Raw genomic sequence first — 24,062 nt, 5'->3', positions numbered from 1 at the left:
TAATACTGTTATATTATAAAGCAAAAATATCATTTGTATAGTCACGTCTATTTATAACGTGATTAATACCGCTGCTTTATCATCATGCAATTTCACTCGTGGATAATGAATCTTCTCGATATCTTCTAATTCTTTCGTAATCATATATTCGAGCATGGCATCTAAGCCATCATGAATAAATTTCTGAACGAATTTCTGAAGACCAAGTCTTTCTATATCAAAGAAACCATCTGTTGTAATCAGGATATGTGATAAATTTGATAATTCAAATTGTCCACGATTATATGACTGATTGAAATTTACATCACCATTCATCACCGAATATCCATCTGGAATATTTGCTGTACTTTTAGCATTATCAAGGGCTTCGATCATTTCTTTCGGCAATGTATTTGATTCGTATACACCAGGATATTTTTCCTGCCAGTACTTCACACGATCACTTTCATTCTTCTTACTATAATCAGGAACAATTTGAGATACTTTATTTTCTTTCGTAATTGTGTAGATAACACAGTCGGCTGAACTGGAATAATCGGCTATATTGTTATGAAGCTTTACAACAGCGTGGCAACACTGAAATCTATCTTTCGGATGATTAATAGCGATATTGAATGCTTCCATCTCTGTTTGGATGCTGGCATTTGCAAATTCAGTCGCATTATTTAAAGTAATGCTTTTATCAACTTGCTCAAACGTAGCTTTTACAGCATCCGTAGCACGTTTTCCAGGTGTGATATTATCAATCATAATACCTTTCAAACTTGTTACTCCGTCAATAACCCCATAAATATTTGCTGCTTCATTGATGACAACAGCATCTTCATTCATTATTCCTACTCCTTGAGCCAGTACGGATGTTATCATGTTTACACCTACCCTAGTAGAATTGTATTTCGTACTTCAGTCATCTTACGATCAAGTTCTGCTGATGCATCTGCAACTTCTCTTAATTCTTTTCGGATTTCATCACTTAATTGTTTTGTATTATATTTATACTGTAACTTATGTTCAGTTGATGCGAAAAAGTCCATTGCGAGTGTTCTAATTTGAATTTCAGCAGGTATCCACTTCACACCTTCTGACAGTACAAGTTCAGTCTCCACTATAAGATGCAAACTTTTATAGCCACTTGGTTTTGGATTTTTAATGTAATCTTTTACACGTACAATCCTTAAGTCACTTCGTCCACTGAGAAGCTCACATATTTTATAAACATCCTCTTCAAATGTCGTTACAATGCGTACACCAATAATATCGAATATATTTGCTCTGATATCATCTAGTGTAATAGGAATACCTTTACGATTTAATTTATCGCGTAAAGAAAGTGGTTCTTTTATTCGCGATTTAACATGTTCGAATGGTGAATAGCCATGTCGTGCCTGCCATTCAAGGTCAATAATTTCAATATCACTTGTAAGTTCTAGAAGCCCCATTTCATATTCTTTAAAGAAATATTGAAATTCTTCTGCCATTTTTACAAACTCAGTCTGTTCTTCAATTTTGCTAAATATTTGATTTACGTCCATATTTACTCCCTCTCTTCTAGACTAATATACCAAATTTACACAGAAAAAAGTACGAATACACATCGTATTCGCACTATATTATAGGTACATATTTCTTTATATCAAGATATTCAGCAGTTACTTCTTTCATCAATTCAATATAAGCACTCACTTGCGGTAAACTTAACATATCCGTTTCATAACAAAGATAAGTTTCACGCAGTAATGGATTATTTGCGACTTCTAACAGCTGAATTTCGAACTGATCATTATCTATGTCTTTCATAACGATTTCCGGCAATACGGTCATACCTACACCATTTAATAACAGTGATTTACAAGTAGAAATTTGATCAGTCTTTATTTGCGGAGCATATTCCTTATTAAATTGCTCTGTATACCAATGTTCAATTTCCTTTAAGTAAATGGGATCTGCCTGAAATTCAATCATCGGTAACTGATCAAGCTCATGTGCTTTGTTCTTAGGATAGATAAAGTAATGCTTTTCACTCATTAACAGTTCATTGTGCAAATTCATAATCTTGCTCCCACGTATTACCGACACATGAAAGTCATGACGATTGTTTGTAATGCGTGTAGATGAACCGACTTGCAGCTGTATCTTTACATTCGGATAACGTTCTACAAATCTTCCTAGAACTATCGGTAATATTGTATGTCCAATCAAAGAAGATACACCTATTGAAAGCTTACCGTTGACCACACCGTCAGAAGAATGAATCATCTCCTTTAGATTCGTTTCTTCTTTTAACATCTTTCTGGCATGCTGAATAATCATTTCTCCATTTGTCGTAACAATTAATTTCTTTTTCGTACGAATAAAGATTTCAGTACCCCACTCTGTTTCAATAGATTTAAGACGTTGACTCACTGCAGGCTGTGATATATATAATGTGTCTGCTGCTTTACGTAACGTCTCTTCATCAGCAAGCGCAACGAGTAATCTGTAATCATCAATTTTCATATACAATCCTCAATTCTAAAGATTATAAAATCGAATCGTATTCTCTTCTATTGTCAGGTTAACAGTTTCAGTATCGATTGATTTTATATGTCCAATTTCTTCTATTATAGCAGATAACTGAGCATGAATGTGATGCGCCTCAAAACCATCATGGGGCCATGGACCATCCGTTTCAATCATTAATCTTTCAAGCGGGAAATAAGTAACAACTTTACGTGTCTTTGGATTCCACAATACATCAGGTGTAACGCTCACCATATAATCTGTAGCTAATAATCGATTGATTATAGCATCACTCGCTTTAAACCAGTGAAAGTGCGCTTTTTCAATTGCATGTTTATGCAGTAAGTCTAGCGTTACAAGTGCATCATCGTACACAGCATGCAGCACGATCGGTAAACGATATTGTTTCGCTTTAATCATAAATTGTTCGAGCACCTCTATATAAAGTTGTACATTTAACTTTGGCTGTTCTCGTTTTAAATATTGAGGTAAACCTACCTCTCCGATAGCAGTTAATTGATTATGATGATTATCGATTAGGGATAATATTTTATCGATTTCAGTGTGATTTAGCGTTTGTTCAGGATGAAATCCGAGCGCGATATTAACTTTTGGATAATCGACTAAATCGAGTAACTTTTGAGAACCATGATAATCCATGGCAACAGCAATCAAACCATAAATCGCTTCGTTTTGTAGTATATGTTGCTGCTTAGATTCAGAATATTTATCTAAATGAATATGTGCGTCGTACATAATAGTGTTCTCCTTTACATTACGATGGAATCTTGTCCGATATCCTACTTTTATCGGACTTGTTTGGCTGATTAATCGGCCATTTCCACATATCTTGTCCGATATCTTACTTATATCGGACTTGTTGATTAATTCTACTAATTTCTATATAACATTGTATCAATTTATTTAGTTAGATACTGCTTTAAAGTAGTGTCCTTACACTTTTAAATCAATATGATAATATTTTCATTATTATACAAAATACAAATGCAAATAACTTAATCTAATTTTCAATTCTAATTTTGCACGTCGTTTCATAGAATGCTTTCAGGGAATAATATAAACATACTTACTTAGGAGGCGTTATTGATGGATAAATTCGAGAAGATTGACAAAGAGATTAAAGGTTACACTCAAGAGCATCAACCTGGTAGGGAAAAAGATATGGATCCTAAGCCAATCGCTGAAGATGAGAATTATAAAGCAAGTGGTAAATTAAAAGGTAAAGTTGCACTGATTACCGGTGGTGACTCTGGTATTGGTCGTGCTGTCGCTATTCTGTATGCTAAGGAAGGTGCTGATGTTGCAATCGGGTATTTCGATGAAGCAACGGATGCTAACGATACGATTAAGAGATTAGAAGCGCTCGGTGCAAAAGTAAAAGCTTATCAACATGATTTAAAATCAGAAGTTGATTGTAAACAATTGATTGATAATGTGATCAATGACTTTGGCAACCTAAATATATTAGTTAATAACGGTGGTGTACAATTCCCACAAGATAGTCTTTTAGATATTACAGCAGATCAAATTCAGGAAACATTTGCGACAAATGTATTTGGTATGATGTATTTATCAAAAGCAGCACTTCCTCACCTTTCTAAAGGAGATACGATCATCAATACAAGTAGTGTTACTGCTTATCGTGGTTCTAAGACTTTAATTGATTATTCAGCGACGAAAGGTGCAATCACTGCATTTACACGCTCATTATCACAAAGTCTTGCTGATGATGGTATTCGCGTAAACTCTGTTGCTCCAGGTCCTATCTACACACCACTAATCCCCGCAACTTTCCCGGCTGAGAAAGTTGAAAAGCATGGTGAAGAAACTGCATTAGGACGTCGTGGTCAACCAAGTGAGAATGCACCGGCTTACGTATATCTTGCAAGCAATGATTCTACGTATGTTACAGGTCAAACAATCCACATCAATGGTGGAGATTATATTTCAAGCTAAAAAAATGTGCCTATCATCCTCGATAGGCACATTTTATTTTTCTATTTTTTCTTTGCAATAGACCGCTAACTTTTCCAGATCACCAAAGTTTGTCTTTACATGCTGCATTATCTCATTTGCTGTCTGATACGCAAAATCATATTGTGCTTTCGTAATCTCTTTCTTACGTAATGCACGTTTAGCATCTTGTTCATCGACCAGTTCATATCGACCATCAGGTAATACTAATACATCTAAATAAAGATCATGCGTTCTTGCCTGACCAAGTTCAGGAAAATTTTCTTCATTTATATCGATGTAATATTGAATAGGTTGACTTTCACGATTATACATCACTGTTATACTGTAATGTTTATCTTTCGGTAATATTTGTAGCCAGCGATAGCCATCATCTGCAACGACAATGTCTTCTCCAATAATATTTACCACTAACGGTGACTTTACTTTCTCCATAATAATTTCCCCGATAATGCCTTCAAACTGTTCATCTTTGACAGCAATTTCATGATATTCTTTTCTGATTAAACGGCGCCAGCTGCGTTTATCAATATACTTGGTTTTCATACAACCCACTCCTTACCAATCATTATATAAAAATAAACAAGGATGATAAATCATTTTATCTCCTTGTTTATAAAAATATTCAATTATACTTCGTCTGTTGTATAATGATCTTTTCCTTTTAAGAAAAATGCCAGCACAAATGCAAGCAAGCTTAATGCAGTTGCGACCCAGAATGCATCATTAATACCGTTAATTGTTGCCATCTTCTGTATTTGTCCCATAACAACTTGTGTACCAAGATTACTACTACCCATCTGCTGTCCAATCTGTGACATAGAATTCGCTATTGCAGGATTCGTTTTATCTAATTGGTTAGCAATGTCTCCCATATGCGCAGTTGTTTGCTGTGTCATTACTGTAACTAAAATTGCTGTTCCGATAGAACCAGCTAACTGTCGAATTGTATTACTAATTGCATTACCATGAGGTATCATACGAAGTGGTAATGCGTTCATCCCTGCTGTCATAATCGGCATCATAATGAAACTCATACCAAATGAACGCAGAATATAGATGCTTAATATATGTCCATAACTTGTGTCCATACTTAACTTCGTGAGTTCCCATGTTGCATAGGTCATAATTGCTAGACCGAAGATTGCAATCGGCTTAATACCAATCTTATCAAGTAATTTACCTGATATCGGTCCCATCAGACCCATTAAAAGAGATCCAGGTAATAAGAGCAATCCAGAATCAAGTGGTGAGAAGCCACGAATAGATTGTAAGTAGACAGGTAATAAAAGCATACCTCCAAATAAACTCATCGTAACAATAATATTGATCAGTAACGTAAATGAGAAGCCACTATATTTCAAAGCACGTAAATCCATCATCGGAATCTTCATTGTCATTTCTCGATAAATAAATAACACGATGAAGATCATACCTATGATCATTGTTGAAATTACGATGCCTGAATCCCAGCCTTTATTTCCTGCTTCAGAGAATCCATAAAGTAAACTACCAAATCCAAGTGTACTGAATATTACGCCGGGAATATCAAGTTTAACGTTTTTAGTCGGTTGATAAATCTTAAACCAGAAGAAACCAATAATTAAGGAAATAATACCGATAACACTCATTCCATAGAACATGACATTCCAATGATAGTTCTGAATAACCCAACCTGTTAATGTTGGACCAATGGCTGGTGCTAAAATCATTGCAATCCCCATCATCCCCATTGCAGCACCACGTTTATCAGGTGGGAATAACGTCATAAATACGTTTGTTCCTAACGGCATTAATATCCCTGCACCTACTGCCTGAATGACACGTCCAAGCATCATTAGCGGGAAGTTGAATGAAATGGCACAGATCATTGATCCTATTGTAAAGAACAACATCGCAGTTAAGAAAAGCTGACGATATGTGAATCGTTGAATCATGTATGCACTAATCGGTACTAAAATACCATTGACGAGCATAAATCCTGTTGTTAACCATTGTGCTGTAGATGTTGAAATACTAAAATCATTGATTAATACCGGTAATGCTACATTAATAAGCGTCTGGTTAAGTATCGCTACAAACATACCGATCATTAAAGCAGTAATAACTTTACCAAGCGTTATACCTTTACCATATTCAACAAGTGCACCTTGTGGTTTTACCTGCTCATGTACAGGTTTATTAACATCCAGTTCAGTATGTTCTGCTTGTGTTGTTTCATCTGTTGACTTCGCTGTGTAAGTAGTACTTTTCACTGTTTCATTTGGTGTATCCAACTTACTTTCTGTTAACGGTGTCGTTGTTTTTAAGTTATCTTTTTTCTTCGTACTTCGCATCATGAATCTGTTTAAAGCCCAGAACACGAGTAAGCTAAATAATATATATAGAATATACATAGAGGTCATACAAAAACCTCCTTAGTTTTTATGAATGCGTACAGTTACATTCATTCCTGGAATAATGTCTAATGATTTATCTTTATCTAGTTCAATTTTTACAGGTACTACTTGTGTTACTTTTGTATAGTTCGCATTACCATTTGAAGAAGGTAGCATAGAAAAACTTGATGCTGTTGCTAAACCAATTTCTTTTACTTCACCTGTTAAATCAGTATCTTTGTAACCATCTACATATACATCCACGTCTTGACCAACTTTAATACCATCGATTTGTGTCTCTTTAATATTTGCTGTGACAAATAAATTGTTTAAGTCATATGCATAAGCAATCGGTGTACCTGCTCCAACAAATCCATTTTCAGTGGCTTGCGTTTTAACGATTGTTCCGTCCTGAGGCATAGTGATATCAGTTTTTGATGGTTTCCCGTCTTGACCCATACCTACAACAGTACCGATTTTATCATCTTTTGAAATTTTGTCTCCTACAGTTTTGTCTAATGCTGTCAGTTTACCTGCTGTCGGACTCGCAATGACTAATTGCGTACCATCTACTTTAGCATTGTCTGTTTTGACATAGTTCGTTGCTTCATTATAGAAATGAAACGCTGCAAATCCTCCTGCAACAAGAATGATTAAAGTTAAAATATTAATTAATACGAGTTTTTTCATAATATATTCCTCCTTATTTTTTTCGCATAACCATTATTATAATCCGATTTAACTTTCATTCAACCAACAAAATTTGTTTAATTGTTGGATTTTGATTACAATGAAGTATTGATAACGCTATCATCCAAAAGAAAGAGTGAAACAATGACAGATAAAAAAACTTTAATAGAATATTCATTTATTCAATTGATGGAACACCATCGATTTAGAGATATTACAATAAAAATGATTTGTGAAGAAAGTAATATAAACCGTTCTACATTCTATGCTTATTTTGAAGACAAATATGCTCTGTTAGACAGTATGATTGATTTTCATATTCACAATATCGAACAATTCATGACCGATAATCTAAATAATTTAAAAGACGAAGAAGACAAGCGACCATATGTTGAAAAGTATTTAAAAGAAACATTTCAATATATTTTCGATAATAAGCAATTCTTTAAAATCTTACTTACACTTCATCCTGCTCAAAACTTCACACAAAAATTATTAAGCAGCTGGAGAGAAAATTATTTAAATGTACTAAATAATACAATTTCATTAAACTATCCTGATTATTTCGTCAGTTATACAATCGGGGGCCAATTTGGTATTTTATATTTTTGGCTGCAAAATGACTGTCCGGAATCTCCTGAAGTCATCAGTAAAATTATTTATAATAATATCCTCAAAATTAACCGCTAAATTAAAAGTGTTTTATTTCACTCATGTCAAATATCGAGTATAATAATATAGATATTAAATAAATGGAGGCACACAATGAAGTTATATCAATCACTTACAATTGGAGCATTAGCGACTGCTTCACTTTTTGCATTACCTCACATTGCTAAAGCTGATAGTCTTAAAGTCGGTAAGATTAAAGACGAAAATGCAATCATTATTACAAATAAAACAGCGATGTCAAAGAAAGTTGCCGGCGACTTTGCACAGTACACGTTATATATTAACGATCAACATACGATTAACGGTGAGAAATATTATCGCGTTCAGACAACGGATGATATCAACAATGCGATTGGTTATGTGAAAGCAAGTGACCTTAAAATCAATACAACGAAAATTGTCCCTACAAAAATGAAGACATATACGATGAAAGCCGCTTCTACAAAACTCTTCGAAGTGCCAAACGGCAGTTCTAGACAAGTGATTGATAGAATCAGTAAAAATGAAGTGATCAAAGTTGAAAAGACCATTCGTGTTAACGCTTCAACTTATATTTACGGAACACTACCAAGCGGTATGAAAGGCTGGATTAACATTACGAATGATGTTGGGCGAAAGCCGGTGAAGCGTAATCCTATCCAGCAGAAAGCTAAACCTCAAGTTAAACCTGAAGATAAAAAATCAATGGATGCTGAGGCAGAAGAAACTTTAGTAGATATCGCTGCACAGCCAAGACCTGTAGGTGAAGGCATCAACCATATCGAATTACCAATCTCAATTAAAGATGCCTTAAAAATTCAAATGTCACTACATCCAAAACCACAAAGCTCAAACGGCATCAAATGGAAGAATGCACATCGTAAAGATGTACTAAATGCGATGAATCCAGAAGAGGCTATGATTGATCCTGTACAAAAATATCAATTTCTAGTTCTAAACGAACCGCAACATCTCACTGCAGACCAGCTTAATATATTATTACAAGGTAAAGGCATTTTAGAAGGACATGGGGAAGCTTTTAGACAGGCAAGTATAAAGTATAATATTAATGAAATCTATTTAATCAGCCATGCCTTCTTAGAAACTGCAGAAGGTACAAGTACATTAGCTAAAGGCGTTAAAGTTAAAGGTGAAGATAAGAACAAACGTTTCTATAATATGTATGGTGTTGGTGCATACGACAAAGATGCAGTGAAATATGGCGCAAAATATGCAGCAAATGTCGGTTGGGATACACCGAATGAAGCAATTATTGGCGGTGCAGAATTTATTTCAAAAGGGTTCGTTTCTGAAAATCAAAACACATTATATGCAATGCGCTGGAACCCATTTGCTCCAGGAGATAGCCAATATGCTACAGATATATTATGGGCACGCGCAAATGCAAACTACATGCATGCATACTATCAAAAGTTAGGCATTTCAGGTGGAAAGTTCAATTTCGTACATTATGCAAAATAATATATTCATATAATCCAATCATCATAAAACCCCTTATCCATCTGGATAAGGGGTTTTGTTTGGGATGGGTATGGAGTTAAAGGGGGGTGTTCACTTAGAGTCTCACTAAGTGAACATTAATTGCCGAGGAGCAACCTGTCTATTTCAAACCCTCTTCAATCTTATTGATTTCATCTTGTGATAAGTTTTTCGCAATTTCTCCGTCTTTCGTATCTTCTTTTAATGCATCTTTCGCTAGATCAGAGTGATATAATTCAACGATTTTCTTATATGTCTTGTTATCTTTATCTTCTGTTTTCGCTGCAATCACATTAATGTATGGTGCGACATCTTTATTATCCGCATCTTCCAGATAAATCGGATCATCTTTTGGATTAAGTCCAGCACGTGCTGCAACACCATTATTAATGATAGATACTGCTACATCTTCTAATACTCGTGGTGTTTGCTGCGCATCAATCGGTTTGATTTTTAGATCAAGTTTATTTTCTTCAATTTTGTCTGGTCCACCAAATAGACCGAAGTCACTAGATAGCTTAATTAATCCAGCTTGTTCTAATAATTTTAATGCACGTGCCTGGTTTGTTACGTCATCAGGAATTGCAATTGTATCGCCTTTTTTAACATCTTTAATGTCTTTAATCTTTTTAGAATATACCCCAAGTGGTGCAAATACTGTTGTACCTACTACTGATAATTTTAAATTATGGTCTTTTTTAAACTGATCAAGGAAAGCGAAATGCTGGAATGCATTTAAATCAATTTCACCTTCTGCAAGCGCATTGTTTGGTGCAGTGTAATCCTGGAATTCAACAAATTCAATTTTTATGCCATCTTTCTCTGCTTCTTTCTTAACAACTTCCCAGACTTTAGAGTCTACGCCAGTTACACCGATCTTAACTGTCTTTTCATCTTTCTTACTACCACATGCTGCTAGCACTACGATTAAACTTAAAAATAATACGAATAATTTTTTCATCTTTTCATTCTCCTTTTTTTATAAACGACTTGTATATATGCTTGCTACTTTGTTACCAATAAATTGTGTGATTTGTACTAAGACAATCAAAATTAAAACTGTAATAAACATGACTGCAACGTCAAAACGCTGGTAGCCATATGTAAAAGCGAGATATCCTATACCACCAGCACCAACTAGACCTGCTACTGCAGAGAACTCGATGAGTGATACGGTAGTAAATGTTAAGCCTAGAATGAGTGCTCCTGCTGCTTCCGGAATTAATACTTTGAATAAAATATCAAATTTACTTGACCCCATAGATTGTGCCGCTTCAATTACACCTCGATCTACTGAAACGATATTGTTTTCCACAACACGTGCAATAGATAATGATGCAGCTAACGTCATCGGAAATATCGCTGCCCAGATTCCGATAGATGTACCTACTAAAAATCTTGTAATCGGAATCAGTGCTACGAGGAAAATAATAAATGGAATCGGTCGAATCGTATTGATCATTGCATTCAAAATTGTATTTAACACTTTATTTTCTAAAATATTACCCTTACCAGTTGCATAGAGCAGTATGCCTAACGGTAAACCAATCAGTGTAGCCAGCACTAAAGTAATTGCTACCATGATGAGTGTACTGATCGTGTGCTCTAATATTACTGGCCAGAATGTACTTAAATCAGTTTTCAAATCCTTCTACCTCCCTTACTTCTATGCCGTGCTGTGTAATTTCTGATAAGGCACTTTGAATATTTTGAACATCACCAACTGCTTCAATTAATAAATTACCAAATAATCTATCAGTTAACTCGGTTATACCGCCATACAAAATGTTAAAATCAACTTGATTTGCTCTACCAATCTTACTCAATACCGGCTCAAGAATTTGCTCATGATTAAAGATAAAGCGATATAGTTTACGATTCGTAACATTAATATCTTTAGGAATGTCATCATTTAGTACACTATGCACAAAACGCTTTGTTGTTGGATGAACAGGTGTAGTAAATAGTTCAAATACTTTGTTACTCTCAACCACTCTGCCCTTTTCCATTACAGCCACTTCATCACAAATTGATTTCACAACTTCCATCTCATGGGTAATGATCACTATCGTGATATTAAGCTTTTCATTGATATCTTTTAACAGGTTTAATATTTCATCTGTCGTTTCAGGATCCAGCGCACTTGTTGCTTCATCACAAAGTAATATATCAGGATTTGTTGCTAACGCTCTTGCAATACCTACACGCTGCTTCTGTCCACCGGATAATTGATTTGGGTAATCGTCTTTCTTATCAACAAGACCGACAAATGCCAGTAATTCGTCTACTCGCTGCTCGATTTCAGCTTTAGTATATTGTTTCGTTAGCTTTAAAGGATAACGAATATTATCACTGATAGTCTTTGCTTTAAATAAATTAAACTGCTGAAATATCATGCCGATATTTTGACGCTGTTTACGTAAATCCATCTCTTTTAATCCAACGATATCTCTACCTTCGACATAAACATAACCAGAAGATGGTGCTTCAAGTCGATTAATTAACCTGAGTAAAGTAGATTTCCCAGCACCTGAATATCCAACAATACCGTAGATTTGACCCTTCTCAATTGAAAGCGATACATCATCTAGCGCATTAATCAGACCTTTCTTTGTTTGATAGGTTTTAGTCACGTGATCAATTTCAATGATTCCCATTTTTTCTCCTCCCAAAATAAAAAACGTGCACTCAGCTGGTAGCTAAATGCACGTTACACGTCCGAATTTATCTGCCAAGTGTGAGCTTGATGGAATTAGCACAGTGCTCTAAATTAGAGTCCGCTGCTGAGACTTCATCGGGCCATATCCCTCTGTCTCTCTTGATAAAATATTTATTAAGTTGTTTTACATGTTACAGTGAATCAAAATATCTGTCAACACAATTTTTTAAAAAATTTTGAGATGGTTTTTTTGGCCGATAAATCCAGTTTGTCGGCCATCATTTTTGATTTCCCTCTAATTTTGTGCATTCTTGACCGATAAATCCTGTTTGTCGGCCATCATTTTCGATTTCCCTCTAATTTTGTGGATTCTTGGCCGATAAATGCTGTTTGTCGGCCATCATTTTCGATTTTCCTCTAATTTTGTGGATTCTTGGCCGATAAATCCAGTTTGTCGGCCATCATTTTCGATTTTCCTCTAATTTTGTGGATTCTTGGCCGATAAATCCAGTTTGTCGGCCATCATTTTCGATTTTCTTCTAATTTTGTGGATTCTTGGCCGATAAATCCAGTTTATCGGCCATCATTTTCGATTTCCCTCTAATTTTGTGGATTCTTGGCCGATAAATCCAGTTTGTCGGCCATCATTTTTGATTTCCCTCTAATTTTGTGGATTCTTGGCCGATAAATCCAGTTTATCGGCCATCAAATACTATTATTAAAAACTTGATAATCCACTAAACTCCTGAATGCGATAAATCACGGATTTTAAGAATGAAGGATCCTTCTTTACATCATAATGATCTGTCACATGCGCATATGTATTATCCCATTTCGCATCAAAATCCTGATCAATCTTAGTAAATACTGGTAAGCTCGATTGTCCAGAAATCATAACATCCGTCTCTAGATTTAAGTCACCGACATTACGTCTTGTTAAATTCGCACTACCTAAAATTAAAGTCGATTTATGCTTATCCTTATCCTCAAGTAATGTAAATTTCGCATGATACTGTTCGCCATGACTCACTGCCCATTTAATCTTGATGTTATCATCTGACTTTGCAATTAATTCATGCGCTACAGGTTTATTCGGAATGCCCGGTTTTTCTTTACCGAATGCTTCTTTGTTCACATCTAGTATCAACTGCACATCAACACCACGTTTACTTGCATTGATTAAAGATTTTACAATATCACGGTCAGATATATAGAACATGCCCATCTTAACAGAATCTCCATCGCTCATTCGACCAATCTCTTCTAACAGCGCAGCTTTAATCTTTCCTTCAGTAACTAGTGTTGTCGTATAATCCATGCCGTTATTAAATGCACGTTTATTGATCTCAAAGTCACCTATCCTTAAATCCGCACCACTCATGTTCATCGCATGTACTTCACTATTGATTAAATCTTCCTGAATCTGACCACTTACTTTTAAAGCAACGTTTTGATGATGACCACTCGGATCATGTGGGTTACTTGAAGCGATAATTGCAGTTTTCTCCGTTACTAACGTTTTACGGTGATTGGCTTTCATATTGAGCAATCTACCAAATCCACGAACTGTTACATTCGGTTCATCTTTTGAAAATATATTGGTGATTAAACCATTCTCATTATTGCCAAACCAACGTAATGTCGGACGCCAAAAACCTGAATAAACTGGATTAGAGTCTCTTAGAGCTACTAAATTCGTCTCGTATAAATTAATACCATTTGCGCGCAACTTTTTATAATGCTCTGGTGTATAACTACCGTAGAATGAATTGATTGGGTCAGTTAACATGTAAATTCTAATATTCGGTTGAGCCTTTTTTTTAGCAATTAATGCATCCGTTAATTGTTCAGTTAATTTAGGAAATTTAATTTCACCATCATAAGCATTATTAAACAAAAACATATCCAGAATAATAAAATCCTGTGCATCGCGAATTGCCTGTAATTGTGCTTTAAAGATTTCATGATCATAATGCATCACTTTATTCTTCTCATATGTATTGTCAATCAACACTTCAGCATCATTCGTCTTGCTATAATCAAACCATTTCGACACGCCACCTGGCAGTGGTTTATTGGCACCATATATTGCACAAACAATATATGCGCAAAAGCAGATAAACGCAATTTTTTTGAAACCAAATTTCTTTTTTCTGCGTTTATTTTTAGGCTTAGATTTAGTAACTTGTTTCGTTTTTTTCGGCATAGCACACCTCCATATATTCACTTTATTATACCAAAAAAACAAAGCCCATAAGGACTTTGCTTTTAGTTATTCATAAGTACAAATTGGAATCCGCCATCAAAATAGTAAAGATGATTTCCATTTGAATTTGCACCATTTTCATTAAATTTTTCTTTAAATTGATTTCTATTTATCTTTTTCGCAAAGTCAAGTTGCTTCACATCAACATCTTGAGTGGTTTTTATTTTTTTATAATTCGATTTGTCTCCTAAATCGTATATATTTCCTAGAGGCAGTGCTGAGCTAAGATTAGTAATTAGTTTCTCTTTAACTAGATAACGAAGAATTTCTGTATCGTATAATGAAATATATAGACTGTCTTCATTAATTCCCATATCACTATCACTAAATGCAAGATTAAGAACCGTATTATTGAAAGGAATATCACCTTTTTCATCATAAGATTTTTTATACTTTTCAATTAATAAAGGTTTAAGTAGTTCTTTTTGTCTTTCACTTAAATCTTGTCCTGCAAAAGAGTTATCGGATGTTTCTATATTTAAAGTAACACTTTTCTTCATTAGTTTATCCCAATTGATATAATTCGTAATCGTTTCCGCATTCTCTTTAGTAGCAACATTTTTCATATATCGATTAAAAGTATTATCATCAACATAATAGTGACGATTTATTTTACGACCATCATTCATTATATATGTAATATCTACTGGTACTTGAGTATTTGAATTAGCAGTAGCACGTTTCGCCTTTACTAAATCTTTATGGCCATCTATGACATCCTGAATAAATTTCTTGTCAGTTACGGCTGCTTTACTTAAAATGCCATCTTCTAACGCATGATCATTTTCATTAAATGATGTTTGTACACTCTTAACACTTTCCGCTTCAGGCACATAATTTTCTCTCATTTGTCCTGAAATATATATACCTAAAATGGAAACAGCGATTAAACCTAAGGTCATCGCATATAGTTTACGATCAAACTGAATTCTCACAGATTTCTGAGCAATCATTTCCAAGAATATATAAATCAAAGTGAAAGATACTATATATATAAATATCGTGATTAATTTTTGCTCATTAAAGATTGAGTTGAATATAATGCCTCCAAGTAACGTAGCGATTAGCATTGAAATAAAGAACACAATAAAATGTGCATAGTTTGTCGCATATGCTTCGTTAATACGTTCGTTCTTTCGTTTTCTATAAATAATAAAATTCAATAAGAATATTACAATACTCACGATTAACACAATCAATAAATATTTGAAATCCAGTTTATCATTCATAATATTTCCAAGAAAGCGAAAAGGTACAGTAAGATTCATCATCAATTTTTCCGGATAACTTTCTAACCCTTTAAACATGAACATATGTGTCGTATACACCATCGTCCCAAGGATTAATGGTGATGCTATTAAAATTATTGATGAAATCAAGTGATTTAGCATATTGTTAATAAATAAGCCGAACAACATGGTTATCGTAAAGATAAAGAAGTCTATTACTAGATTAATTAGAATCCAAATCACAATCTTCTCAATATCAATAGAGGTATATTTGACACCAATTATCCACGTAATTAAACCATTAACTAATAGATTAACGAGTAAGTGTGAAAAGAACACTGCATATACTGTTGTTAAAACACGTTCCCGTCTTATCGGTAGACTGTGTATAAAGTCAGATGCTGCCTGAGATTTGAAGTAATACGTTAAAAATGCTGCACATAATAATGCATAAGCCATCGTACCAAAGAAATAGATTGGCATCGTTGCTAATTCTCCGATTAAGTATTTACTATGGTCATGTGGTGCAGTATTATTGTCTAAATGCGCAATGATGTACGAAAATGGTACCAGTATAAAAGTGCAAATAATATTAATGATCGTTAAAAAGATAATTGAACGTGATAAATTACTGTATAGTGCCTTATTCAACGATAATGTTTTCAATTGCATAACCATGACCTCCTAATTCATATGTAAATATCTCTTCAAGTGATAGCGGTAAGATGTCATACATTAACGGATGTCCGGACGTAATATATTGTTCGATATCTTCAAAGTCACCTTTTACAATGCACGTCACAACACGTCCTTTTATCGATTTATCAATCACATTCATCCCTTTATAGAATGATTCGTCAGGTAATGAACTGAAAGCCATCTGAATCTTAGCTACATTTCCTTTTAAATCATCGAGGTCACGTGTCATCAGTACACGTCCTTCATGCATCAGCGTTACAGCATCGCAAAAGTCTTCCATCTCACGTAAGTTATGACTGGATACAAACAATGCCATATCGTGATTACTCACGTCCTGAATGAGAATATTTTTAATCGTATGTCTCACAATCGGATCGAGCCCGTCAAACGGTTCATCTAATAACATTACTTCAGGACGCGATGCAATAGCTAATATAAATGCGCATTGACGCTGCATCCCTTTTGAAAGTTTTGATAGCTTTTTCTTTGGATTCATTTTAAGCAGTTCAGATAACTGATTAAATCGTTCTACACTGAAGTTTGGATATAATTTGTGATAAAAGTCAGCCATCTCCCCTAAGTTTGCATGTCCAAAAAAGTAAGGTATATCAGAAATAAAAATCATCTTAGATTTGTAATCTTCGTTCTCAAAAATATCTTGTTCATTAAATGCAATACTGCCTTTATCAGCTTTGTAAATTCCTGCAATCATCTTAAGTAATGTCGTCTTACCTGCACCATTACTTCCAAGTAATCCTTGAATACTCCCTGGTTCAATTGTTAACGTGGTATCACTTACCGCAGTGAAATGTCCAAACTTCTTCGTTACATCATTAATTTGAATCATCTTCATCACCCCTCATCGACTGAATCTTTTCTATAATCTCTTCCTTCGTTAAGCCTAAGAACAATAACTCCTGAACGATTTTCTCTAATGATTCAGATAACATATCAATTCGCTCCTTTTGCATCGTATCTTCTACTTTATTGACAAAACTTCCTTTACCAGGCACTGAATAGGTATAACCTAATCTTTCCAATTCTCGATATGCTTTCTGTATGGTATTAGGATTGATCGTTAGTTCCTGTGCCAATTGGCGAACAGAAGGCAATTGATCATCTGCTTGTAATACACCATTCATGATCTGTAGTTTAAATCCATTGACAAGTTGTTCATATATTGGGATTCGGCTGCGATTATCGATTGAAATCATATAACCCCTCCATTTCTACTGTATTAACCGTACTACTTATTATAATACACCTAGAACGGATAATTGCAAGCAGAATTTGTAAAAAATTATAAAAGATAAAAAAAGAACACACGTGAGTGTGTTCAAGGATAATCATATATATGCAGTTAAGATTATAAACTCGGTGATTTCCCGCCATCGATATTGACTGCTACACCTGTCACATAACTTGCCGCTTCACTGACTAAGAATGAAATAACATTCGCCGCTTCACGTGTATCGCCAATACGACCTAACGGAATATCAAACTTCGGATCTCTTGCATATTCTTCCCAAGTTAATTCTGGTGCTTCTTCCTGCCAGCGTTTTTCAATTTGTCCGCTACGAATTAAACCGATACATACAGCATTCACTCGAATATTGTATTGTGCTAAATCTTTGCTGAGTGTCTTTGTTAATGCCAATCCTGCTGCACGCGTAACAGACGTTGGTGTTGTGTTAGCTGGTGGATTCTTACCTGCGACAGCTGTAAGATTAACGATTGCCCCACCATTTTTCTTAAGTTCTGGAATCGCGGCATGTAACATATGCAATGCACCAAATAGTTTAAGATCTAAATCCTCCTGCCAATCATTCAGAGAAACTTCTTCAAAATTTTTAGCAAACGCACTACCTGCATTATTGATTAATATATCAAGCTTGCCATAAGTATCAATTGCCTTTTGTACGAATGCTTTACAATCTGCTTCTTTTGTTACGTCACATACTTGATATGCGACTTCTTTGCCTGTTTTCTCTTTAATTTCTTTTACCACTTCAATCAGTTCATCTTCATGACGGCTGGCGATAACAACGTTCGCCCCTTCTTCAGCCAGAACTGTTGCTGTTTCTTTCCCGATACCTTTACTAGAACCTGTGATCACTGCGACTTTATCTTGTAAACCTAAATCCATTTTATCAGCTCCTTTTACCTAAAATATATCAAAAATCATGCTATGATAATAGGAAAAAGGAGTGATATTATGTTTGTTTGTTTCTTACGTGGAGTTAATGTGAATGGTATAAAAATTAAAAATACAGACTTAAAAAATGTCTTTGAACGTTTGAATTTTACTGAAATTACAACTATATTACAGACTGGAAATGTCATCTATAATACAGCCATCAGCATAGAAGAACAGAAACAACAAATAGAAACCGCTTTGCGAAATACTTTTAACTACGAGGCATTCGTCATCATTCGAGAGGGTGTTGTCTTGCAGAAGATGGTTGATGACTATCCATTTGAATTATCTGATGACATGCAACCGTATATTATTTTTGTAAATAATAAATCAGTATTACAAGAATTATTATCACTCCCGATAGATGATAATGAACAAATCATGTCTGGTGATAACATCATATATTGGAATGTCCCGAAAGGAATGACATTAGATTCAACATTCGGTAAAGCATTAGGTAGAAAAAATTATAAAAGTGAAACAACGACACGTAATTTAAGAACGATTGAAAAAATTGTTGAGAAATTAAAATAAAAAATGCATCTTTTCCGGATACTCAAAGTATCCGGAAAAGATGCACAATTTCAATCCTTATTCACCAAATGTCCTTCTAAAACCATAAAATGATCTGAAACTTTTTTCATAATAGCCTTTAGAGTCACTTGTTGCCAGCAATTCCATACGTGTGGTCGGGTATAACTGGTGAATGTGTTCAACCAATGCCTTTGCAATACCGCGGCCTCTATAATCATGATGTGTAATTAATTCACAAAGATAGAGACTAATATGTCCATCTGTAATAGCTCTGGCACAACCAACAACCTGTTCTTCTTCAATATAGACGTAACTCTCACTATTTAACCATGCAGCAAGTGTCTGTTCATGACGTGCAACTAAATTGTCCCAACCTTCTGCTGCATTCATCTTTTGTATGGCATCAATATCATTTTCTTCAAACTTTCTAATCATTTTTTATCCTCTTTGTTTGATTTCGTCTTTTTAAGTAACGGCATTAAATCCGATTCGATGTGTGGTGCTAAAGTTTTAACAAAACTTTGTGTCATATGACCTTTATCTGAATACGCTATGACACCATCTATAACTGGTTCGCATCGCTCTTTTGGACAAATGTATTGAGTATAATCATAGTAATGTACATTCGAAGGTTTTTCTTTAAGTTTTGACCAGTCTGTCGTTTTTGGTACGACTTGATTTTTCGGTACAGTACATTTGATATTTTTTGCACCATTTTGAGCGACACATTCAGGTACACTATTTCTAAAGTAAGGTGTATCTCTTACACCAAATATTTCAATGCCTGCGCTCTGTAATTTATGAAACTGTTTAATATACCCTGGTGGTACAGTAGTGATATTAAAATATGATTTCTCAGCAGTTGTAAAGACGAGATCAGGATTCAACGCTTTTATCTTATCAATAATCGAATCATTCCATGCTTTACAGTCTGGACGTGCAACTGCTTTCTCTTCAAGGCTGCAGCCACTTTTCGTCATATTAACGATACGTATAGGATACTTTTCAGATATCGTTTGCAATGCCCCTAACCAATGCGCTGAATGTGAGTCTCCAACGAGTGCTACTGTATATTTATAGTTATCTTTCTTACCATAGATACAGCTTTTAACTGTTTTCGATTTATCCTGAATATGACAACCATCTTTATAACTTTCCGGTATATCTTCTTTAGCTGACAAGACATTCTCACGTTTGGCTTTTATATCTTCTAATATTGGCATCATATCTTTTTCAACGTAAGGTGTTAGTGTTGATACAAATGTTTTTGTCATATGTGATTTATCAAAATAGGCGACAACATTCCCTACAACAGGTTCACAATAATCATCCGGACAGATTTTATCCGTATAATCTACAAAATGAACACCTTTTGGTTTTTCAGCAAGTTTTGACCAATCTGTTGTTTTTGGCACAACAAGTGCTTTCTCAACCTTGCAAAGATCACTATCACGTCCATTTGCCTGAATACATTCAGGTACGTCCTTCCTGAAATAAGGTGTATCTCTTATTGCAAATATTTCAATACCACGCTCTGTAAAGGCATTAAACTGTTCGATGTAACCTTGCGGAACTTCAGTCACGTCGAAATACGAAATTTCGGCCATGGCTAACACAAGATCTGGCTGCTCTGCGCTTACTTTCTCTACAACTTGCTCATTCCACTTATCACAAGATGGTAAGCCTTTTCTATCAGTAGATAAACGACACCCACTCTTTGTTACGTTTAATAAGCGAATCTTATGCTTCCTAGCAATATCATGAACAGCTGTAAACCAATGTGTAGAATGGCTTCCACCAACAACTGCAACCGTATAATCATAACCTTTAGTAACACCATATTCGCAAATTTTCACTTCAGGAGAATTACTCGATACGTGACAACCATCTTTATACGGTTGTGCCTGATCTTCTTTAATATTAGCATCCCGTGGGATATAAGGCTTTTCTTTAAAATCATTCATTTCAAAGACTTTTGCACCAGGATATTGATTTGATTTAGCAAGTGCTTTACTTTTTTCTATTTCCTGATGCATATGGTTTTGCCATAATGAATTCAGCCCAAGGACCGGTGCTAAGCAAAGTAATATCACTAACAATACTGGCCATGAATTATTACGAGCTTTAAGTAAACGAATCGGACGCTCAATTAAGTGTGTGACTAATACTGATAATAAAAGTGACGCAGCCATAATTAGACATCCATGCAAAATAGACACGTGTTCATTGTTAAAGATTACATGATAAAATGTCAACAATACCCAATGCCATAAATAAAAGCCATATGAATAGCCGCCAAGTTTAACCATCCATTTTGAACCAAGTAATCGTTCTACACCAAATTTTGTAGCATTCTCTCCGGAAAGTAATATTAACACAGCAGATAACGTCGGCCATAATGCAATATAACCGGGGAACATCGTTGAAACTTCAAGTAAAATACCACAAAGTATCAACATGATTAATCCAAACCAACCTGCTACTGCAGACAAAAATGATGGCAACTTAATGCGTTGTATCATTAGACAGAGTATGCCACCTAAACTAAACTCCCATACGCGTGTACGTGTATCAAAATATGCCCATGGCTGATTAACTTGTGTAAGATAAATAGAGTAGCCTAGTGATACACTAAACAATATTACGAGTAGTACAAACAAAGGTTTTTTTATCTGTTGTTTAAATAAACGTGATAGTAAAATAGCGCACCATATTACAAAGAACCAAATCAAATAAAATTGTCCCTGTATACTCATCGCCCAGAAATGCTGTACAGGACTCTTCTCATTGCCTGCATCTAAATAATCCACCGATGTAAGTGCCAGTTGCCAGTTCTCATAGTACAATGCAGAAGCAAATACCTCTTTTATCGTCTGCATCCATCTCGCACCCGGCAAATAGAAATAACTTAATATAATCACAGTAAACAAGACAAAGAATGCTTGAGGCATCAACCTTTTTAACAGTCCCATAATAAACTCAAAGAAATTTACTGTGTCTGTCCTACGAAATTTAGAAAGTAGACTCGTCGTAATTAAAAAGCCACTTACGACAAAGAACACATCAACCCCACCAGAAACTTTACCTAACCATATATGATAGATTGCAACAAGCAATGCAGCAACTGCACGAAGACCTTCTATTTCTGGTCTGAACTTCTTTTTTGATACCGATTGGTCCTGAGTCATTTTATCACCTGTACGATTTTATTTTGCATAAAAATAAGTCAGGATTCATCCTGACTTTAAATCAATTATAATTCCACATTGTGATGTACTGTTTGTACATCTTCTAAATCTTCGATTGCATCGACTAGTTTCTCAAATACTTCTAAGTCCGCATCTGATAACTGTAATTCGTTTTGTGCAAGCATTGAAAGCTCTGCTACTGTAAACTCTTCAACGCCTGCTTCTTTTAACGCATTTTGGACAGCTGCAAATTGATCAGGTTCAGCATAAACGATTACGTGTCCATCTTCTTCTAACACGTCACGGACATCGATATCGGCTTCCATTAATAATTCTAATGTTTCGTCAGCTGTCTTACCATCAAAACCAAATACTGCAGTGTTTTCGAACATATAGCTTACTGAACCAGAAACACCCATGTTACCGCCATTCTTACCGAAAGCTGCACGCACATCACTTGCTGTACGGTTGACGTTATTCGTTAACGCATCAACAATTAACATTGATCCACCTGGCCCAAAACCTTCATAGCGTAATTCATCGAAATCCTCTTCGCCGCCACCTTTAGCTTTTTCAATGGCACGATCAATGATATGTTTTGGTACAGAATATGTTTTTGCACGTTCAAGTACGAATTTTAAATTTTGGTTTGATTCTGGATCTGGTTCACCAGATTTTGCTGCAACATAAATCTCACGACCAAATTTTGCATAAATACGACTCGTATTTTTATCTTTTGCTGCTTTCTTATCTTTAATATTGTTCCACTTACGACCCATTATATACACGCTTCTTTCAAATTAATATGTCATTATTATACACTTATATTTTCAATAGCACAAAACAAAAAAAAGGAAACACGACAAACGTGTATCCTCAAAATTCTTTAATGCTAATCTCTTAAAATACTTGCTAAACGTAAAATATCCATGATGATATTTAACAAGTTAATAAATAAGTTAAAGCCCATTTCACGTGGGGAAAATTGACCACGTTTCATTCTGTTAAAATCATAAATTGTATATAGTAAGAAAATCGCAAGACCCGCAATCGTAATCACGAGATGGAACATCGGTATTTGAATGAAAATTCCAGCAAAGCTTGCTAATACTAATACAATAAGCGCAGGGAATAATAGACGTCCTAAGTTGGTTGCATCACCAACAACGAAGTAACCCATTGCACCGAATGCTAGGAATGCACCAATTGCTAACCCTACGTTCTGATAGAATACAGTTGGCCCAAGCGTTCCGATATAATACATAAATGAAGCATAACTTACTACGCCAAGTGCAAATGCCATTACGTTTGAAATGACTGCGCCAAATTTTCTTGAAGCTTTAACAAATAAAGAAATGATTACTAAAGCGAATATTAAGACTGAAACCATCATACGCATACCTGGTGGCACGAACTGTCCGACAAACGTTCCAGCCGCAAAAACCACCCAGTAATACATGAAATAAAGCCATGCATTTCTTATTGCAGAGCCATGTGACATTTGTCGTGGAGCCTGATAACTATAATTATTCATTAAATCCCTCATTCTTTTAAAAATTATTATTTTTGTATATATT

At 35.0% G+C, this 24,062-nt stretch carries 23 protein-coding genes and 1 riboswitch; of the genes, 4 read left to right on the top strand and 19 right to left on the bottom strand.

The genetic code is table 11. The annotated features are described in order from the left end of the window. Nucleotides 1-51: 51 nt before the first annotated feature. The 4 genes from JJJ02_RS07730 to JJJ02_RS07715 all read right to left on the bottom strand — a co-directional run bounded on the left by JJJ02_RS07730 (nt 52) and on the right by JJJ02_RS07715 (nt 3,255). Nucleotides 52-831: a hypothetical protein gene (locus JJJ02_RS07730; RefSeq protein WP_240838252.1), complete on the bottom strand. Its 780-nt coding sequence runs from the start codon at nt 829-831 to the stop codon at nt 52-54. Between the two features lie 44 nt (nt 832-875). After that, entirely contained in the window at nt 876-1,532 is a 657-nt protein-coding gene (locus JJJ02_RS07725; protein ID WP_239242387.1) for a GTP pyrophosphokinase, read from the bottom strand. Nucleotides 1,533-1,605: 73 nt separating this feature from the next. Continuing rightward, nucleotides 1,606-2,496: a LysR family transcriptional regulator gene (locus JJJ02_RS07720; protein ID WP_099580153.1), complete on the bottom strand. Its 891-nt coding sequence runs from the start codon at nt 2,494-2,496 to the stop codon at nt 1,606-1,608. Between the two features lie 15 nt (nt 2,497-2,511). Then, entirely contained in the window at nt 2,512-3,255 is a 744-nt protein-coding gene (locus tag JJJ02_RS07715) for a TatD family hydrolase (RefSeq protein ID WP_240838250.1), read from the bottom strand. Nucleotides 3,256-3,606: 351 nt separating this feature from the next. Here JJJ02_RS07715 and JJJ02_RS07710 point away from each other — a divergent pair, with 351 nt between their 5' ends. Continuing rightward, nucleotides 3,607-4,476: an SDR family oxidoreductase gene (locus JJJ02_RS07710; protein ID WP_239242390.1), complete on the top strand. Its 870-nt coding sequence runs from the start codon at nt 3,607-3,609 to the stop codon at nt 4,474-4,476. A gap of 33 nt (nt 4,477-4,509) precedes the next feature. Here JJJ02_RS07710 and JJJ02_RS07705 read toward each other — a convergent pair whose 3' ends face one another. The 3 genes from JJJ02_RS07705 to JJJ02_RS07695 all read right to left on the bottom strand — a co-directional run bounded on the left by JJJ02_RS07705 (nt 4,510) and on the right by JJJ02_RS07695 (nt 7,562). Beyond that, nucleotides 4,510-5,040, bottom strand: coding sequence for a ribonuclease FAU-1 family protein (locus JJJ02_RS07705; protein WP_111714208.1), 531 nt, complete (start codon nt 5,038-5,040; stop codon nt 4,510-4,512). An 83-nt stretch (nt 5,041-5,123) separates the two neighbouring features. Continuing rightward, nucleotides 5,124-6,899: a DHA2 family efflux MFS transporter permease subunit gene (locus JJJ02_RS07700; protein WP_111714207.1), complete on the bottom strand. Its 1,776-nt coding sequence runs from the start codon at nt 6,897-6,899 to the stop codon at nt 5,124-5,126. A gap of 12 nt (nt 6,900-6,911) precedes the next feature. Then, nucleotides 6,912-7,562, bottom strand: a complete 651-nt coding sequence (locus JJJ02_RS07695) for an HlyD family secretion protein (protein WP_239242391.1) — start codon at nt 7,560-7,562, stop codon at nt 6,912-6,914. A 144-nt stretch (nt 7,563-7,706) separates the two neighbouring features. On the opposite strand from JJJ02_RS07695, the gene JJJ02_RS07690 reads away from it, so the two are divergent. Together JJJ02_RS07690 and JJJ02_RS07685 are read left to right on the top strand one after the other, a co-directional pair. Next, on the top strand, nt 7,707-8,252 hold the full coding sequence (locus JJJ02_RS07690) for a TetR/AcrR family transcriptional regulator (RefSeq protein WP_239242392.1): 546 nt from the start codon (nt 7,707-7,709) through the stop codon (nt 8,250-8,252). Between the two features lie 75 nt (nt 8,253-8,327). Next, nucleotides 8,328-9,695 carry an N-acetylglucosaminidase gene (locus JJJ02_RS07685; protein WP_239242393.1) on the top strand — a complete coding sequence of 456 codons (1,368 nt, stop codon included), beginning with the start codon at nt 8,328-8,330 and terminating at the stop codon, nt 9,693-9,695. Nucleotides 9,696-9,834: 139 nt separating this feature from the next. Here JJJ02_RS07685 and JJJ02_RS07680 read toward each other — a convergent pair whose 3' ends face one another. From JJJ02_RS07680 to JJJ02_RS07645, 8 genes are all read right to left on the bottom strand, one after another. Next, nucleotides 9,835-10,674: a MetQ/NlpA family ABC transporter substrate-binding protein gene (locus JJJ02_RS07680; protein ID WP_240838247.1), complete on the bottom strand. Its 840-nt coding sequence runs from the start codon at nt 10,672-10,674 to the stop codon at nt 9,835-9,837. A gap of 18 nt (nt 10,675-10,692) precedes the next feature. Beyond that, nucleotides 10,693-11,358 (bottom strand): methionine ABC transporter permease, encoded by a 666-nt coding sequence (locus tag JJJ02_RS07675; RefSeq protein ID WP_239242395.1) that lies wholly within the window; start codon nt 11,356-11,358, stop codon nt 10,693-10,695. After that, nucleotides 11,348-12,364 carry a methionine ABC transporter ATP-binding protein gene (locus JJJ02_RS07670; RefSeq protein WP_239242473.1) on the bottom strand — a complete coding sequence of 339 codons (1,017 nt, stop codon included), beginning with the start codon at nt 12,362-12,364 and terminating at the stop codon, nt 11,348-11,350. Before JJJ02_RS07670 ends, JJJ02_RS07675 begins: the two co-directional genes overlap by 11 nt. A 70-nt stretch (nt 12,365-12,434) precedes the next feature. Next, nucleotides 12,435-12,541: riboswitch (SAM riboswitch) on the bottom strand. A gap of 549 nt (nt 12,542-13,090) precedes the next feature. Next, a complete protein-coding gene (locus JJJ02_RS07665) occupies nt 13,091-14,578 on the bottom strand; it encodes a phospholipase D family protein (protein WP_239242396.1) in 1,488 nt (495 codons plus the stop codon). Between the two features lie 62 nt (nt 14,579-14,640). Next, the gene (locus JJJ02_RS07660; protein ID WP_240838239.1) at nt 14,641-16,539 is read right to left on the bottom strand and encodes a hypothetical protein; all 1,899 of its coding nucleotides are present in this window, start codon (nt 16,537-16,539) and stop codon (nt 14,641-14,643) included. Then, complete coding sequence (locus JJJ02_RS07655) at nt 16,511-17,413, bottom strand: ABC transporter ATP-binding protein (RefSeq protein WP_240838237.1); 903 nt, start codon at nt 17,411-17,413, stop codon at nt 16,511-16,513. Before JJJ02_RS07655 ends, JJJ02_RS07660 begins: the two co-directional genes overlap by 29 nt. Next, the gene (locus JJJ02_RS07650) at nt 17,400-17,780 is read right to left on the bottom strand and encodes a GntR family transcriptional regulator (protein WP_133422565.1); all 381 of its coding nucleotides are present in this window, start codon (nt 17,778-17,780) and stop codon (nt 17,400-17,402) included. The genes JJJ02_RS07655 and JJJ02_RS07650 overlap by 14 nt, the downstream gene beginning before the upstream one ends. Before the next feature lie 152 nt (nt 17,781-17,932). Then, the gene (locus tag JJJ02_RS07645; protein WP_239242399.1) at nt 17,933-18,712 is read right to left on the bottom strand and encodes an SDR family NAD(P)-dependent oxidoreductase; all 780 of its coding nucleotides are present in this window, start codon (nt 18,710-18,712) and stop codon (nt 17,933-17,935) included. A 69-nt stretch (nt 18,713-18,781) separates the two neighbouring features. Between JJJ02_RS07645 and JJJ02_RS07640 the strand changes: the two genes are divergently transcribed. Next, on the top strand, nt 18,782-19,297 hold the full coding sequence (locus JJJ02_RS07640; protein ID WP_240838235.1) for a DUF1697 domain-containing protein: 516 nt from the start codon (nt 18,782-18,784) through the stop codon (nt 19,295-19,297). Nucleotides 19,298-19,354: 57 nt separating this feature from the next. On the opposite strand, the gene JJJ02_RS07635 is transcribed toward JJJ02_RS07640, so the two are convergent. The 4 genes from JJJ02_RS07635 to JJJ02_RS07620 all read right to left on the bottom strand — a co-directional run bounded on the left by JJJ02_RS07635 (nt 19,355) and on the right by JJJ02_RS07620 (nt 24,019). After that, complete coding sequence (locus JJJ02_RS07635) at nt 19,355-19,732, bottom strand: GNAT family N-acetyltransferase (protein ID WP_239242400.1); 378 nt, start codon at nt 19,730-19,732, stop codon at nt 19,355-19,357. Further along, nucleotides 19,729-22,485 (bottom strand): acyltransferase family protein, encoded by a 2,757-nt coding sequence (locus JJJ02_RS07630; RefSeq protein WP_239242401.1) that lies wholly within the window; start codon nt 22,483-22,485, stop codon nt 19,729-19,731. Before JJJ02_RS07630 ends, JJJ02_RS07635 begins: the two co-directional genes overlap by 4 nt. A 65-nt stretch (nt 22,486-22,550) precedes the next feature. Beyond that, nucleotides 22,551-23,264 (bottom strand): YebC/PmpR family DNA-binding transcriptional regulator, encoded by a 714-nt coding sequence (locus tag JJJ02_RS07625; protein WP_099581170.1) that lies wholly within the window; start codon nt 23,262-23,264, stop codon nt 22,551-22,553. A 113-nt stretch (nt 23,265-23,377) separates the two neighbouring features. Next, entirely contained in the window at nt 23,378-24,019 is a 642-nt protein-coding gene (locus JJJ02_RS07620; protein WP_111714196.1) for a Bax inhibitor-1/YccA family protein, read from the bottom strand. Nucleotides 24,020-24,062 lie beyond the last annotated feature (43 nt).

Source organism: Macrococcus sp. PK, assembly GCF_022501545.1.
Lineage (GTDB): Bacteria > Bacillota > Bacilli > Staphylococcales > Staphylococcaceae > Macrococcoides > Macrococcoides epidermidis.
Note: the sequence above shows the minus strand (reverse complement) of the source record. Positions and strands in the feature narration are given on the sequence as shown.